Origin of the sequence: Escherichia sp. WS1152 (assembly GCF_046487665.1) — a bacterium.
GTDB classification, from domain to species: Bacteria; Pseudomonadota; Gammaproteobacteria; order Enterobacterales; family Enterobacteriaceae; genus Escherichia; species Escherichia coli.
This window is the reverse complement of record NZ_JBJQJA010000002.1, coordinates 185,637-200,683: the sequence shown is the minus strand read 5'-3', so window position 1 is coordinate 200,683 and position 15,047 is coordinate 185,637. Positions and strand designations below refer to the sequence as shown.

At 50.6% G+C, this 15,047-nt stretch carries 15 protein-coding genes, 4 tRNA genes and 1 other RNA gene; 14 read left to right on the top strand and 6 right to left on the bottom strand.

Going from position 1 to position 15,047, the window contains the following annotated elements:
- Window positions 1-170 precede the first annotated feature (170 nt).
- Together ACJHW7_RS04895 and ACJHW7_RS04890 are read left to right on the top strand one after the other, a co-directional pair.
- Window positions 171-530 carry a YfeC-like transcriptional regulator gene (locus ACJHW7_RS04895; protein ID WP_000472021.1) on the top strand — a complete coding sequence of 120 codons (360 nt, stop codon included), beginning with the start codon at window positions 171-173 and terminating at the stop codon, window positions 528-530.
- A gap of 1 nt (window position 531) precedes the next feature.
- The gene (locus ACJHW7_RS04890) at window positions 532-924 is read left to right on the top strand and encodes a MerR family transcriptional regulator (protein WP_000826503.1); all 393 of its coding nucleotides are present in this window, start codon (window positions 532-534) and stop codon (window positions 922-924) included.
- Between the two features lie 51 nt (window positions 925-975).
- Here the strand turns inward: ACJHW7_RS04890 and gltX are convergent, their stop codons facing one another.
- Window positions 976-2,391 carry a glutamate--tRNA ligase gene (gene gltX, locus ACJHW7_RS04885; protein WP_000695653.1) on the bottom strand — a complete coding sequence of 472 codons (1,416 nt, stop codon included), beginning with the start codon at window positions 2,389-2,391 and terminating at the stop codon, window positions 976-978.
- Between the two features lie 258 nt (window positions 2,392-2,649).
- Here gltX and ACJHW7_RS04880 point away from each other — a divergent pair.
- From ACJHW7_RS04880 to ACJHW7_RS04855, 6 genes are all read left to right on the top strand, one after another.
- Window positions 2,650-2,725: transfer RNA gene (locus ACJHW7_RS04880), tRNA-Val, on the top strand.
- Between the two features lie 44 nt (window positions 2,726-2,769).
- Window positions 2,770-2,845, top strand: a tRNA-Val gene (locus tag ACJHW7_RS04875).
- 46 nt (window positions 2,846-2,891) lie between these two features.
- Window positions 2,892-2,966, top strand: a tRNA-Val gene (locus tag ACJHW7_RS04870).
- Between the two features lie 4 nt (window positions 2,967-2,970).
- Window positions 2,971-3,046, top strand: a tRNA-Lys gene (locus ACJHW7_RS04865).
- Window positions 3,047-3,076: 30 nt separating this feature from the next.
- Window positions 3,077-3,202: non-coding RNA, RtT sRNA (locus tag ACJHW7_RS04860), on the top strand.
- 119 nt (window positions 3,203-3,321) lie between these two features.
- Entirely contained in the window at window positions 3,322-3,663 is a 342-nt protein-coding gene (locus tag ACJHW7_RS04855) for a FlxA-like family protein (RefSeq protein WP_001625605.1), read from the top strand.
- Here the strand turns inward: ACJHW7_RS04855 and ACJHW7_RS04850 are convergent.
- On the bottom strand, window positions 3,654-4,580 hold the full coding sequence (locus ACJHW7_RS04850) for a LysR family transcriptional regulator (RefSeq protein ID WP_001109789.1): 927 nt from the start codon (window positions 4,578-4,580) through the stop codon (window positions 3,654-3,656). The two genes, ACJHW7_RS04855 and ACJHW7_RS04850, sit on opposite strands and share 10 nt — an antisense overlap.
- 89 nt (window positions 4,581-4,669) lie before the next feature.
- Here ACJHW7_RS04850 and ACJHW7_RS04845 point away from each other — a divergent pair, with 89 nt between their 5' ends.
- The gene (locus ACJHW7_RS04845; protein WP_000765605.1) at window positions 4,670-5,668 is read left to right on the top strand and encodes a bile acid:sodium symporter family protein; all 999 of its coding nucleotides are present in this window, start codon (window positions 4,670-4,672) and stop codon (window positions 5,666-5,668) included.
- Here the strand turns inward: ACJHW7_RS04845 and ACJHW7_RS04840 are convergent.
- The 3 genes from ACJHW7_RS04840 to zipA all read right to left on the bottom strand — a co-directional run bounded on the left by ACJHW7_RS04840 (window position 5,665) and on the right by zipA (window position 8,969).
- A complete protein-coding gene (locus ACJHW7_RS04840) occupies window positions 5,665-5,883 on the bottom strand; it encodes a DUF3820 family protein (RefSeq protein WP_000410201.1) in 219 nt (72 codons plus the stop codon). The genes ACJHW7_RS04845 and ACJHW7_RS04840 overlap by 4 nt on opposite strands.
- A gap of 1 nt (window position 5,884) precedes the next feature.
- On the bottom strand, window positions 5,885-7,900 hold the full coding sequence (gene ligA / locus ACJHW7_RS04835) for an NAD-dependent DNA ligase LigA (RefSeq protein ID WP_000443694.1): 2,016 nt from the start codon (window positions 7,898-7,900) through the stop codon (window positions 5,885-5,887).
- A gap of 70 nt (window positions 7,901-7,970) precedes the next feature.
- Window positions 7,971-8,969 (bottom strand): cell division protein ZipA, encoded by a 999-nt coding sequence (zipA, locus tag ACJHW7_RS04830; RefSeq protein WP_040234854.1) that lies wholly within the window; start codon window positions 8,967-8,969, stop codon window positions 7,971-7,973.
- 229 nt (window positions 8,970-9,198) lie between these two features.
- On the opposite strand from zipA, the gene cysZ reads away from it, so the two are divergent.
- The 5 genes from cysZ to crr all read left to right on the top strand — a co-directional run bounded on the left by cysZ (window position 9,199) and on the right by crr (window position 14,079).
- Window positions 9,199-9,960 carry a sulfate transporter CysZ gene (cysZ, locus tag ACJHW7_RS04825; RefSeq protein WP_000254839.1) on the top strand — a complete coding sequence of 254 codons (762 nt, stop codon included), beginning with the start codon at window positions 9,199-9,201 and terminating at the stop codon, window positions 9,958-9,960.
- A gap of 184 nt (window positions 9,961-10,144) precedes the next feature.
- The gene (gene cysK / locus ACJHW7_RS04820) at window positions 10,145-11,116 is read left to right on the top strand and encodes a cysteine synthase A (protein ID WP_000034402.1); all 972 of its coding nucleotides are present in this window, start codon (window positions 10,145-10,147) and stop codon (window positions 11,114-11,116) included.
- 383 nt (window positions 11,117-11,499) lie between these two features.
- Complete coding sequence (gene ptsH, locus ACJHW7_RS04815) at window positions 11,500-11,757, top strand: phosphocarrier protein Hpr (RefSeq protein ID WP_000487600.1); 258 nt, start codon at window positions 11,500-11,502, stop codon at window positions 11,755-11,757.
- A gap of 44 nt (window positions 11,758-11,801) precedes the next feature.
- A complete protein-coding gene (gene ptsI, locus ACJHW7_RS04810; RefSeq protein ID WP_000623136.1) occupies window positions 11,802-13,529 on the top strand; it encodes a phosphoenolpyruvate-protein phosphotransferase PtsI in 1,728 nt (575 codons plus the stop codon).
- Window positions 13,530-13,569: 40 nt separating this feature from the next.
- Window positions 13,570-14,079 carry a PTS glucose transporter subunit IIA gene (gene crr, locus ACJHW7_RS04805; protein WP_000522247.1) on the top strand — a complete coding sequence of 170 codons (510 nt, stop codon included), beginning with the start codon at window positions 13,570-13,572 and terminating at the stop codon, window positions 14,077-14,079.
- 42 nt (window positions 14,080-14,121) lie between these two features.
- Here crr and pdxK read toward each other — a convergent pair whose 3' ends face one another.
- Complete coding sequence (gene pdxK / locus ACJHW7_RS04800; protein WP_000096663.1) at window positions 14,122-14,973, bottom strand: pyridoxine/pyridoxal/pyridoxamine kinase; 852 nt, start codon at window positions 14,971-14,973, stop codon at window positions 14,122-14,124.
- Between the last annotated feature and the right edge of the window lie 74 nt (window positions 14,974-15,047).

The window sequence follows — 15,047 nt, the reverse complement described above, 5'->3', positions numbered from 1 at the left end:
GAATGTGTCAACGGCAAATTGCAACGTGTAGTTTCAATCGCTGAAAAATCAGGCAAATGAACAATTTTGGAAAACCGCTCGCATTCAGTAGTTATTCATGTCACGGTTTCCTGTAAAGTGGTGCTATAAAATGAACTACTAATAGACCCACATACATTCAGGGAATTGTTATGTTCAAGGAGAGGATGACGCCAGATGAACTTGCCAGACTGACCGGCTATAGCCGCCAGACCATTAATAAATGGGTACGCAAGGAAGGCTGGACGACGTCACCAAAACCAGGCGTCCAGGGTGGCAAAGCCCGACTGGTTCACGTCAATGAACAGGTTCGTGAATATATTCGTAATGCTGAACGTCCAGAAGGTCAGGGAGAAGCGCCTGCCCTTTCTGGTGATGCGCCGCTTGAAGTATTGCTGGTGACACTGGCGAAAGAGATGACGCCAGTTGAACAAAAACAGTTTACATCCTTGCTTCTGCGGGAAGGGATTATCGGATTGTTACAACGCTTAGGGATTCGCGATAGCAAATAATATGAAAAGATTACGCAATAAAATGACCACCGAAGAACTGGCTGAATGCCTCGGTGTGGCTAAACAAACTGTTAACCGTTGGATCAGAGAAAAAGGCTGGAAAACGGAAAAATTTCCCGGCGTGAAAGGCGGTCGTGCCAGACTTATTCTGGTCGATACGCAAGTTTGCGAGTTTATTCAGAACACGCCTGCGTTCCATAACACACCAATGTTGATGGAAGCTGAAGAGAGAATTGCTGAATACGCTCCTGGAGCACGCGCCCCGGCGTATCGACAAATCATCAACGCGATAGATAATATGACAGACATTGAGCAGGAAAAAGTCGCGCAATTTTTGTCACGTGAAGGAATTCGCAATTTCCTCGCCCGTCTCGATATTGACGAATCAGCATAAATAAAAAACGGCAGGATATTATCTCCTGCCGTTTATCTTTTTACACGCTAATTACTGCTGGTTTTCGCGTTCAGCAATAAAGGCCAGCGCTTTGTTGATACGCTCAATGCTACGTGTCTTACCGATTGCGTGAACGGTAACATCCAGTGCCGGAGACTGCCCCGCACCGGTTACGGCGACACGCAGCGGCATACCAACTTTACCCATACCCACTTCCAGCTCATCCGCCGTCGCCTGAATAGCGTGATGAACGTTTTCAGCTGTCCAGTCAGTAATCGCGGCCAGTTTGTCACGAACTACTTCCAGCGGCTGACGCGCTACCGGACGCAGATGTTTTTTCGCGGCATCGGCATCGAACTCAGCAAAATCTTCGTAGAAATAACGGCAGCTCTGTGCCATCTCTTTCAGCGTCTTGCAGCGTTCGCCCAGCAGTTTCACCAGATCAGCCAGCTGCGGGCCGTTACGGGTATCGATATTTTCCTGCTCAATGTGCCACTGTAAGTGAGTAGCAACATACTCCGGCGGCAGCGCATTAATGTAGTGATGGTTCAGCCACAGCAACTTGTCGGTGTTGAACGCACTGGCAGATTTGCTGACGGCATTCAGAGTGAAGTATTTGATCATCTCTTCACGAGTGAAGATTTCCTGATCGCCGTGGGACCAGCCCAGACGCACCAGATAGTTCAGCAGTGCTTCGGGCAAATAACCGTCATCACGATACTGCATTACGCTGACTGCCCCGTGACGTTTGGACAGTTTTTTGCCGTCATCGCCGTTGATCATAGAAACGTGCGCGTAAACCGGTACCGGCGCTTTCAGGGCTTTAAGAATGTTGATCTGGCGTGGCGTGTTGTTGATATGGTCTTCGCCACGGATAACGTGGGTGATTTCCATATCCCAGTCATCGACAACCACACAGAAGTTATAGGTTGGGGAACCATCGGTACGGCGGATAATCAGATCATCCAGCTCCTGGTTGCTGAACTCGATCGGACCACGGATCTGATCGTCAAAAACAACAGAACCTTCCTGCGGGTTAGCAAAACGTACGACACACGGCTCATCATCAGCGTGATGCTCATGACTGTGGCGGCAGCGACCGTCATAACGCGGCTTCTCACCTTTCGCCATTTGTTCTTCGCGCAGCGCTTCCAGGCGCTCTTTAGAGCAATAGCATTTATAAGCAGTGCCCTCCTCCAGCATCTGATCGATCACTGCGTTGTAGCGATCAAAACGTTTGGTCTGGTAGTACGGACCTTCATCCCACTCCAGGCTCAGCCAGTTCATGCCATCCATAATGGCTTCGATAGCTTCCGGCGTGGAACGCTCAAGATCGGTGTCTTCAATACGCAGCACGAACTCACCGCCGTGGTTACGTGCAAAAAGCCAGGAGTAAAGAGCAGTACGCGCGCCGCCAACGTGCAGATAGCCTGTTGGGCTTGGCGCGAAGCGAGTTTTGATTTTCATGAAATGGCCTTACGTTTAGAAAGATGCCGACAACCGGCAAATCCTGGAAAAATTGAGTGGGCGATATTCTATCACTCCCGCCTGATTCCTCAATGTAGTTCGGGTTTCTACCTTACGCATTATTGTTTTCGTTGACAAATTGCGCAACACGGTCTGTTTTGCGATCATCTTGCTTAAATTTACGACGAACGAACAATTTCTTTAGAAAATGCGTTGACTCATTTTGAACTCTCCCTATAATGCGACTCCACACAGCGGGGGTGATTAGCTCAGCTGGGAGAGCACCTCCCTTACAAGGAGGGGGTCGGCGGTTCGATCCCGTCATCACCCACCAACTACTTTATGTAGTCTCCGCCGTGTAGCAAGAAATTGAGAAGTGGGTGATTAGCTCAGCTGGGAGAGCACCTCCCTTACAAGGAGGGGGTCGGCGGTTCGATCCCGTCATCACCCACCACTTTCTCGCCAGCTAAATTTCTTGTAACAATGTGAAGTACCGAAGTGGGTGATTAGCTCAGCTGGGAGAGCACCTCCCTTACAAGGAGGGGTCGGCGGTTCGATCCCGTCATCACCCACCACTTCGGGTCGTTAGCTCAGTTGGTAGAGCAGTTGACTTTTAATCAATTGGTCGCAGGTTCGAATCCTGCACGACCCACCAATGTAAAAAAGCGCCCTAAAGGCGCTTTTTTGCTATCTGCGATACTCAAAGATTCGAACCTGCAGCAGGTTCGAGTTGAGCGCAGCGAAACAACGGAGCCGCTCGCGGCGACGGCCCGAAGGGCGAGCGAAGCGAGTCATCCTGCACGACCCACCAATGTAAAAAAGCGCCCTAAAGGCGCTTTTTTGCTATCTGCGATTTGTAAGATTGATTTTTCTTCTCAAGTTCCTTGTTCTTCTACCGATATTACCTCGTACAGTGACGAGGACTGAACAATGGCCACTATCTCTTCAACTTCAATTCCTTCCATACAAACACAGAGTAGTAACATGGCATCACAAGGTAGCGATGTTGCTTCACAAATCGCGCGGATAAGTCAGCAAATCATCAAACTCACTCAACAAATTAAAGAGATTGTAGACACTAGCGGCAGTGCTGAAGACAAACAAAAACAGGCCGAATTGATTCAACAGCAAATCACCCTACTGGAAACACAACTGGCGCAGTTGCAGAGACAGCAGGCAGAAAAGGCGCAGGAAAAAGAGCAGCGTTTGTCTCTGAATGTATCCCTTCTAAATCCTGTTGAAAAAACGACTCATATCGATATCTATATCTGATACAACGGATCCCCTTCCCGCCCAGCCATTAGCGCATTGCCCTGGTCTCGTACCACGTCCCATAACGCTTCAGCGGCGGTGGAAAGTGAACGGTTCTTCCTGCGCACCAGCATCAACTGGCGTTCAACAACCGGCGTAATGCGCTTTACCACCAGCGGGCTACCTTCAGGCAATGGTAGCGCCAGTGCGGGAAGAATACTGATGCCGATGCCTGCGGCTACCATCGGGAATAGCGTCGCCGGATGTCCAATCTCCTGCACAATATTCGCCTGAATACCATTGCGCGCCAGCGCTGCGTCAATCAGCGGTCGGCTGCCTGACGCGTAATCCTGCAACACCAATTTCGCTCCCTGTAATGCCTGCCAGGGTACATAATCTTCCGCGGCCAAAGCGCTATCCCGATGGCAAAGCAGAAAGAAAGGCTCGGAAAGAATCGCTTCACATTGCAGATCGCCCACTGGGCCTGGATCGATGACGATGCCAAAGTCGACATCTCCCTGGCGAATACTTTCCATCACCCACTGCTGCGGACGATCGTGCAGGACAAACTGAATATCTGGATAGCGGCGATGGCTTTCAGCAATGCATTGCGGAATAAGATGCGCGGAAATGGTCTGGCTGGCAGCGACCCGAACTTTTCCGCTCAGTTGTTGCCCCATACGCCCGGTATCGCGCAACGTGCTGTTAAGTTCATCCAGCAGTCGCTCAAGACGCAAAGCCAACTGCTGCCCTGCATCTGTAAGCACCACTTCACGCGTGGTTCTGTCCAGCAGGCGAACACCAGTATGATTTTCCAGCTCCTTCACACTGTGACTTACTGCCGACTGGCTCAGGCCGATACGCTCTCCTGCACGACTAAAACTTTTCTCCTGCGCTACTGTGACGAAAACCTTTAATTGTTTTAAAGAATAATTCATCTGTTTTCTTCATGAATGGATGCAATAAATCAATTTTATTTCTCAAACTGGAAGAAGCACAATAGAACCATCGATCATCTGGAGTCTTTATGAAACTTTTTCGTATCCTCGATCCTTTCACCTTAACCCTGATCACGGTGGTGTTGCTGGCCTCTTTCTTTCCGGCCAGAGGCGATTTCGTCCCCTTCTTTGAAAATCTGACCACCGCAGCTATTGCCCTGCTGTTCTTTATGCACGGCGCGAAGTTGTCGCGTGAGGCGATTATTGCTGGCGGTGGTCACTGGCGACTGCATTTGTGGGTAATGTGCAGCACCTTCGTGCTGTTTCCGATTCTGGGTGTACTGTTTGCCTGGTGGAAACCGGTAAATGTCGACCCGATGCTCTACTCCGGTTTTCTCTACTTGTGCATTCTCCCGGCTACCGTGCAGTCTGCAATCGCCTTCACGTCAATGGCGGGCGGTAACGTCGCGGCGGCGGTTTGTTCTGCGTCAGCATCCAGCCTGCTGGGGATTTTCCTTTCACCATTGCTGGTTGGTCTGGTGATGAATGTTCACGGTGCAGGGGGCAGCCTTGAGCAGGTCGGTAAAATTATGCTGCAACTGCTGCTGCCGTTTGTGTTGGGGCATCTTTCCCGGCCGTGGATTGGTGACTGGGTGTCGCGCAATAAAAAATGGATTGCGAAAACTGACCAGACGTCCATTCTGTTGGTGGTTTATACAGCGTTCAGCGAAGCCGTCGTTAATGGTATCTGGCATAAAGTTGGCTGGGGATCATTGCTGTTTATCGTGGTGGTCAGCTGCGTTCTTCTGGCTATCGTGATTGTAGTTAACGTCTTTATGGCACGCCGACTGGGCTTCAATAAGGCAGATGAAATTACTATCGTCTTTTGTGGTTCGAAAAAGAGTCTGGCAAATGGCATCCCGATGGCAAACATTCTGTTCCCCACATCGGTGATCGGTATGATGGTGCTGCCCCTGATGATTTTCCATCAGATCCAATTGATGGTCTGTGCGGTGCTGGCGCGTCGATACAAACGCCAGACCGAACAGTTACAGGCGCAGCAGGAAAGCAGCACCGATAAAGCTTAAAGCGGACGCTTCAGGGGCTGGACCAGTTGCGTCAGCCCCTCGGTTTTAATCAGCAGCGTGATTTGCATTAGCTCACCGAGCTTCCCTGCCGGAAACTCATCTTTGCGGGCAAACCACAGCAGATACTCCTCCGGCAGGTCGATTAAGCGACGCCCTTTGTATTTGCCAAACGGCATTATCGTATTGGCTATTTCAATCAGCTGCTCTTTTTCCATCTCAGCTACCCAGCAAACGCAGCATTTCCGCTTCGTCGATGACTTCAATGCCCAGTTCCTGCGCCTTCGCCAGTTTAGATCCTGCAGCTTCACCCGCTATCACCAGATCGGTTTTCTTCGACACGCTGCCCGCGACTTTCGCGCCCAGTTCGACCAGTCGAGCTTTAGCGTCATCACGCGACATCTGGCTTAAGCTGCCCGTAAGCACCACGGTTTTACCAGCAAACGGGCTGTCAATCTCTTCCGCGTTGATAACGATCGGCGCAGGCCAGTGAACACCTTCCGCCAACAGCTCGCTGATGACATTGCGGTTGCTTTCTTCGGCAAAGAAGTTGTGAACGTGGGATGCAACGACAATGCCAACATCAGGCACCTTTTGCAGCTCTTCAATCGAAGCGGCTTCCAGCGCTTCCAGCGTGCCGAAATATGCCGCCAGACCTGCTGCGGTGGCCTCGCCGACTTCACGGATGCCAAGTGCATAGAGGAAGCGAGCAAAGGTGGTTTCTTTCGCTTTTTCCAGCGCGTTAACCACGTTTTGTGCCGATTTTGGCCCCATACGCTCCAGCCCGGTCAGTTTGCCTGCGGTGAGTTTGAACAGATCCGCCGGAGTGTGGACATATTCTTTTTCAACCAGCTGATCGATGATTTTGTCGCCCATTCCGTCAACATCCATCGCACGGCGGGAAACAAAGTGTTTCAGCGACTCTTTACGCTGCGCACCGCAAATCAGGCCACCGGTACAGCGGGCAACCGCTTCACCTTCCACACGCTCAACGTCAGAACCACATACCGGACAATGCGTCGGGAATACAACCTCACGGGTATCTTCCGGGCGTTCAGAAAGCACGACGTTAACCACCTGCGGGATCACGTCGCCAGCGCGGCGAATCACCACTTTATCGCCAATGCGTAAACCAAGACGTTCGATTTCATCCGCATTGTGTAAGGTTGCGTTACTCACCAGCACGCCTGCAACATGGACAGGTTCCAGACGCGCAACAGGCGTAATCGCGCCAGTACGCCCAACCTGAAACTCGACGTCACGCACAAAGGTCATCTGTTCCTGCGCCGGGAATTTAAACGCTACCGCCCAGCGCGGGGCTCGCGCGACAAAGCCAAGCTGCTCCTGCTGTTCCAGTGAGTTGACCTTAATCACCACGCCGTCGATATCAAAGCCCAGCGTCGGGCGGTCTTCTTCCACTTTGTGATAGAACGCCAGCACTTCTTCCGCCGATTCACAAAGCGTTACCCGATCGCTGACCGGCAACCCCCACTTTTTAAATTGCAGTAAACGGCCAAGATGAGTATCCGGCAGCTCGCCACCTTCCAGAACACCAACGCCATAGCAGAAAAAAGTGAGCGGTCGCTTCGCTGTAATACGCGGATCAAGCTGACGCAGTGAACCAGCTGCCGCATTACGTGGGTTAGCAAACACTTTCCCGCCCGTGCGTCGCGCATCTTCGTTAATCTTTTCGAACCCCGCCTGCGGCAGGAACACTTCACCACGCACTTCCAGACGCGCCGGGATATTCTCTCCGTGCAGCTTCAGCGGAATGGCGCGAATGGTACGCACGTTAGACGTGATATCTTCCCCGGTGGTGCCATCGCCACGGGTCGCGGCACTGACTAAAACGCCATTTTCATACAGAATACTGACAGCAAGGCCATCCAGCTTCAGCTCACAGCACCAGGTGACTTTCTCGTTGCTTTTCAGACGGTCCTGCACTCGTTTGTTGAAGGCAAGAAAGCTTTCTTCATCAAAAACGTTATCCAGCGACAGCATTGGCACTTCATGGCGAATCTGGCTGAAAGCCGCCAGCGGCGCAGCACCTACACGTTGGGTAGGCGAATCAGGCGTAATCAGTTCTGGATGTTTGGTTTCCAGCTCGCGCAGTTCGCGCATCAGCCTGTCGTATTCAGCGTCGGGAATTTCCGGCGCATCCATCACATGATAAAGATATTCATGATGGCGAAGCGTCGTTCGCAGTTCTGTCAGTTGTTGTTCGATTGATTCCATATCGCACCATCAATGCTAAAAACCCCCGACAAGCGGGGGTTCGAAGAGGAGTTAATTTGCCTTAAGTGTATCAGGCGTTGGCGTCTTTAACTTCGCGGATGATGTCCTGGTACTCGCGCAATTTCTGCGGAGTCATCATACGGCGCTGATCGTCAAGCACGACACCGCCCACTTCATCGGCAATATGCTGCGCAGATTGCAGCATCAGCTTGAAGTTCTGCAGCTCGTCACCGTAAGACGGTACCTGCATAAAGATAGTGACGCCCGGAGTAGTGAAATCCTTCATTTCAGGATCAAAGGTTCCCGGTTTCACCATATTCGCCAGGCTGAATAACGCCGGGCCGCTGCCATCCGGGCTAAGATGACGATGGTAAATATTCATATCGCCAAAAATGAAGCCCGCTTGTTGAATGCTGTTAAGAAGCAGTTCACCGTTTAGCTCGCTACCGTGATGCGCCGCGACGTTCATGATAATCACCGCTTCTTTGCGCTTCGGTTTATCCATAACTGGAGCCGGTTCCGCTACAGGCTCAGGCTGTGGTGCCGCTACGGGTTCTGCAGGCTGGAAAGCCTGTTGTGCCGGTTGCGGTGCTGAATGCACTGGCTGCGGCGCTGGCGCGACCTGTGGCGAAACTGGCTGCTGCAACGGCTGTTCAGGTTGCGGCTGATAGGCAGGCTGCTGCACGGGTTGCTGCACCGGCTGCGCTGGACGCGGAGCATGTTGCGGCGGTACCTGCGCTTCAGGCGGCTGCTGGATCGGTTGACGCGGCTGCGCAGACGCATAAGGCGGTTGGTACTGGTGTTGCGGCGACGGACGAGCAGCCTCATGCTCCTGGGCGTTAGCCGGGGCATGATTCACGCGGTGAACACGAACCTCACCAACGCCCTCATCATCTTCGACATCCTCGTCATAAGAATCGTCGTCACGTTTTGACTTCATTCGTTTTAATGGCCGATCGCGGAACATAGAAGATCGTTCTTTACGGCTGGTCCAGAAACCATGTACCAGTAAAGCGATTATGGCGATCGCGCCAACAATGATTAATATCAGACGCAAATCCTGCATCATTATATTCTCTGTTGTTCTAACACCTTGCCACCACGGCAAACATTTACTCACTAAGAGTATTTGCCGATTACCTCAAGTGCAAGTGCACTATTAACTTTCACAGCACAAAGATAGATGAAATCGTGCTTTTTGCTGTTTTTTCGAACATATCCTAACTGTCCATTGCGCAATTACCCGGTAAAATACGCACAATTTTCCTGGGATTGGTCAAAAGGAGCTCATCCTGATTATGGTTTCATCATTCACATCTGCCCCACGCAGCGGTTTTTACTATTTTGCGCAAGGCTGGAAGCTCGTCTCGCAACCTGGGATTCGGCGTTTCGTTATTTTACCGCTGCTGGTCAATATTTTGTTGATGGGGGGCGCATTCTGGTGGCTCTTTACGCAACTCGATGTCTGGATCCCGACTCTCATGAGTTATGTTCCGGACTGGTTACAATGGCTGAGCTATCTGTTGTGGCCTCTGGCTGTCATCTCTGTGCTGTTAGTGTTTGGCTATTTCTTCTCCACGATTGCTAACTGGATTGCCGCTCCGTTCAACGGTTTATTGGCTGAACAACTGGAAGCACGATTGACTGGCGCTACACCGCCAGATACCGGGATTTTCGGTATCATGAAAGATGTGCCGCGAATCATGAAACGCGAATGGCAAAAATTTGCCTGGTATCTGCCACGCGCAATTGTATTACTAATTCTTTACTTCATCCCTGGTATTGGGCAAACCGTCGCGCCGGTACTGTGGTTCCTGTTTAGCGCCTGGATGTTAGCCATCCAGTATTGCGATTACCCCTTCGATAACCACAAAGTGCCGTTTAAAGAGATGCGCACCGCCCTGCGCACACGCAAAATCACCAATATGCAGTTTGGTGCTTTAACCAGCCTGTTTACGATGATCCCGCTGCTTAATCTGTTCATCATGCCCGTTGCCGTTTGTGGCGCGACGGCGATGTGGGTCGATTGCTATCGCGATAAACACGCGATGTGGCGGTAACAATCTACCGGTTATTTTGTAAACCGTTTGTGTGAAACAGGGGTAGCTTATGCCGCCCCTTATTCCATCTTGCATGTCATTATTTCCCTTCTGTATATAGATATGCTAAATCCTTACTTCCGCATATTCTCTGAGCGGGTATGCTACCTGTTGTATCCCAATTTCATACAGTTAAGGACAGGCCATGAGTAAGATTTTTGAAGATAACTCGCTGACTATCGGTCACACGCCGCTGGTTCGCCTGAATCGCATCGGTAACGGACGCATTCTGGCGAAGGTGGAATCTCGTAACCCCAGCTTCAGCGTTAAGTGCCGTATCGGTGCCAACATGATTTGGGATGCCGAAAAGCGCGGCGTGCTGAAACCAGGCGTTGAACTGGTTGAACCGACCAGCGGTAATACCGGGATTGCACTGGCCTATGTAGCTGCCGCTCGCGGTTACAAACTCACCCTGACCATGCCAGAAACCATGAGTATTGAACGCCGCAAGCTGCTGAAAGCGTTAGGTGCAAACCTGGTGCTGACCGAAGGTGCTAAAGGCATGAAAGGCGCAATCCAAAAAGCAGAAGAAATTGTCGCCAGCAATCCAGAGAAATACCTGCTGCTGCAACAATTCAGCAATCCGGCAAACCCTGAAATTCACGAAAAAACCACCGGTCCGGAGATCTGGGAAGATACCGACGGTCAGGTTGATGTATTTATTGCTGGCGTTGGGACTGGCGGTACGCTGACTGGCGTCAGCCGCTACATTAAAGGCACCAAAGGTAAGACCGATCTTATCTCTGTCGCCGTTGAGCCAACCGATTCTCCAGTTATCGCCCAGGCGCTGGCAGGTGAAGAGATTAAACCTGGCCCGCATAAAATTCAGGGTATTGGCGCTGGTTTTATCCCGGCTAACCTCGATCTCAAGCTGGTCGATAAAGTCATTGGCATCACCAATGAAGAAGCCATTTCTACCGCCCGTCGTCTAATGGAAGAAGAAGGTATTCTTGCAGGTATCTCTTCTGGAGCAGCTGTTGCCGCGGCGTTGAAACTACAAGAAGATGAAAGCTTTACCAACAAGAATATTGTGGTTATTCTACCATCATCGGGTGAGCGTTATTTAAGCACCGCATTGTTTGCCGATCTCTTCACTGAGAAAGAATTGCAACAGTAATGCCAGCTTGTTAAAAATGCGTAAAAAAGCACCTTTTTAGGTGCTTTTTTGTGGCCTGCTTCAAACTTTCGCCCCTCCTGGCATTGATTCAGCCTGTCGGAACTGGTATTTAACCAGACTAATTATTTTGATGCGCGAAATTAATCGTTACAGGAAAAGCCAAAGCTGAATCGATTTTATGATTTGGTTCAATTCTTCCTTTAGCGGCATAATGTTTAATGACGTACGAAACGTCAGCGGTCAACACCCGCCAGCAATGGACTGTATTGCGCTCTTCGTGCGTCGCGTCTGTTAAAAACTGGCGCTAACAATACAGGCTAAAGTCGAACCGCCAGGCTAGACTTTAGTTCCACAACACTAAACCTATAAGTTGGGGAAATACAATGTTCCAGCAAGAAGTTACCATTACCGCTCCGAACGGTCTGCACACCCGCCCTGCTGCCCAGTTTGTAAAAGAAGCTAAGGGCTTCACTTCTGAAATTACTGTGACTTCCAACGGCAAAAGCGCCAGCGCGAAAAGCCTGTTTAAACTGCAGACTCTGGGCCTGACTCAAGGTACCGTTGTGACTATCTCCGCAGAAGGCGAAGACGAGCAGAAAGCGGTTGAACATCTGGTTAAACTGATGGCGGAACTCGAGTAATTTCCCGGGTTCTTTTAAAAATCAGTCACAAGTAAGGTAGGGTTATGATTTCAGGCATTTTAGCATCCCCGGGTATCGCTTTCGGTAAAGCTCTGCTTCTGAAAGAAGACGAAATTGTCATTGACCGGAAAAAAATTTCTGCCGACCAGGTTGATCAGGAAGTTGAACGTTTTCTGAGCGGTCGTGCCAAGGCATCAGCCCAGCTGGAAACGATCAAAACGAAAGCTGGTGAAACGTTCGGTGAAGAAAAAGAAGCCATCTTTGAAGGGCATATTATGCTGCTCGAAGATGAGGAGCTGGAGCAGGAAATCATAGCCCTGATTAAAGATAAACACATGACAGCTGACGCAGCTGCTCATGAAGTTATCGAAGGTCAGGCTTCTGCCCTGGAAGAGCTGGATGATGAATACCTGAAAGAACGTGCGGCTGACGTACGTGATATCGGTAAGCGCCTGCTGCGCAACATCCTGGGCCTGAAGATTATCGACCTGAGCGCCATTCAGGATGAAGTCATTCTGGTTGCCGCTGACCTGACGCCGTCCGAAACCGCACAGCTGAACCTGAAGAAGGTGCTGGGTTTCATCACCGACGCGGGTGGCCGTACTTCCCACACCTCTATCATGGCGCGTTCTCTGGAACTGCCTGCTATCGTGGGTACCGGTAGCGTCACCTCTCAGGTGAAAAATGACGACTATCTGATTCTGGATGCCGTAAATAATCAGGTTTACGTCAATCCAACCAACGAAGTTATTGATAAAATGCGCGCTGTTCAGGAGCAAGTGGCTTCTGAAAAAGCAGAGCTTGCTAAACTGAAAGATCTGCCAGCTATTACGCTGGACGGTCACCAGGTAGAAGTATGCGCTAACATTGGTACGGTTCGTGACGTTGAAGGTGCAGAGCGTAACGGCGCTGAAGGCGTTGGTCTGTATCGTACTGAGTTCCTGTTCATGGACCGCGACGCGCTGCCCACTGAAGAAGAACAGTTTGCTGCTTACAAAGCAGTGGCTGAAGCGTGTGGCTCGCAGGCGGTTATCGTTCGTACCATGGACATCGGCGGCGACAAAGAGCTGCCATACATGAACTTCCCGAAAGAAGAGAACCCGTTCCTCGGCTGGCGCGCTATCCGTATCGCGATGGATCGTAAAGAGATCCTGCGCGATCAGCTCCGCGCTATCCTGCGTGCCTCGGCTTTCGGTAAATTGCGCATTATGTTCCCGATGATCATCTCTGTTGAAGAAGTGCGTGCACTGCGCAAAGAGATCGAAATCTACAAACAGGAACTGCGCGACGAAGGTAAAGCGTTTGACGAGTCAATTGAAATCGGCGTAATGGTGGAAACACCGGCTGCCGCAACAATTGCACGTCATTTAGCCAAAGAAGTTGATTTCTTTAGTATCGGCACCAATGATTTAACGCAGTACACTCTGGCAGTTGACCGTGGTAATGATATGATTTCACACCTTTACCAGCCAATGTCACCGTCCGTGCTGAACTTGATCAAGCAAGTTATTGATGCTTCTCATGCTGAAGGCAAATGGACTGGCATGTGTGGTGAGCTTGCTGGCGATGAACGTGCTACACTTCTGTTGCTGGGGATGGGTCTGGACGAATTCTCTATGAGCGCCATTTCTATCCCGCGCATTAAGAAGATTATCCGTAACACGAACTTCGAAGATGCGAAGGTGTTAGCAGAGCAGGCTCTTGCTCAACCGACAACGGACGAGTTAATGACGCTGGTTAACAAGTTCATTGAAGAAAAAACAATCTGCTAATCCACGAGATGCGGCCCAATTTACTGCTTAGGAGAAGATCATGGGTTTGTTCGATAAACTGAAATCTCTGGTTTCCGACGACAAGAAGGATACCGGAACTATTGAGATCATTGCTCCGCTCTCTGGCGAGATCGTCAATATCGAAGACGTGCCGGATGTCGTTTTTGCGGAAAAAATCGTTGGTGATGGTATTGCTATCAAACCAACGGGTAACAAAATGGTCGCGCCTGTAGACGGCACCATTGGTAAAATCTTTGAAACCAACCACGCATTCTCTATCGAATCTGATAGCGGCGTTGAACTGTTCGTCCACTTCGGTATCGACACCGTTGAACTGAAAGGCGAAGGCTTCAAGCGTATTGCTGAAGAAGGTCAGCGCGTGAAAGTTGGCGATACTGTCATTGAATTTGATCTGCCGCTGCTGGAAGAGAAAGCCAAGTCTACCCTGACTCCGGTTGTTATCTCCAACATGGACGAAATCAAAGAACTGATCAAACTGTCCGGTAGCGTAACCGTGGGTGAAACCCCGGTTATCCGCATCAAGAAGTAATTCTTGCCGCAGTGAAAAATGGCGCCCATCGGCGCCATTTTTTTATGCTTCCGCCAGCGGCGGCAAAATCAATTCATCGCTCTCATGCTGCTGGGTGTAGCGCATCACTTCCAGTACGCGCAACCCCGCTCGGTGCACTGCATCGGTTAACGCCTTCCCTTTCAGCAAGCCACTGATGAGCTGAGCACAAAACAGGTCGCCAGTCCCTTTAAGGTCGGTTTTTACCCGTGAATGGGAAATGACATTCACGCTGTCGGCACTGACCACCACCACCTGCATCTCCTGATTTTCTTCATTACCGGAGGCGCTGGTAATCACCACCCATTTTAATGTGTCTGAAAGCAGACTTTTTGCGGCAGCAATGGCACTGTCGAGATCGCGGCAATTTTTACCGGTCAGGATTTCCAGCTCAAAGATATTGGGGGTAATTCCCTGCGCTAGTGGCAGTAAATATTGTCGATACGCCTCGGGAAGGTCAGGTTTGACATAAATTCCGCTATCAATATCGCCAATCACCGGATCGACCATGATCAATAGGTCAGGATGGTCTTTGCGTAGCGCAGTCAGCCACTCGGCAAGGATTTTGATTTGCGATGCCGTTCCCATATAGCCCGTGGTTACAGCTCGAAGTTGGCGCAGCGCATCACGCTCCTGAAGCGCACGCAAATAGCCGCTAAACCATTCGTCCGGAATCGCACCACCGTAGAAAGTGTCATAATGCGGCGTATTGCTCAGCAATACCGTCGGCACGGCAAAGACATTCAGACCGTTCTGTTTGATAGCAGGCACCGCAATGCTGTTGCCTACGCTGCCGTACACTACCTGCGACTGCACGGCGACGATATCCGCCTGCAGTGCCCTGCTCTTATCGTTAAACAACAACAAACTACTCATTTAATTTTTTCTCCTTGCCGATGATCCTCATCGTATTCCAACCGAAACTTTACCTGATTCTGGCAGTCAAATCG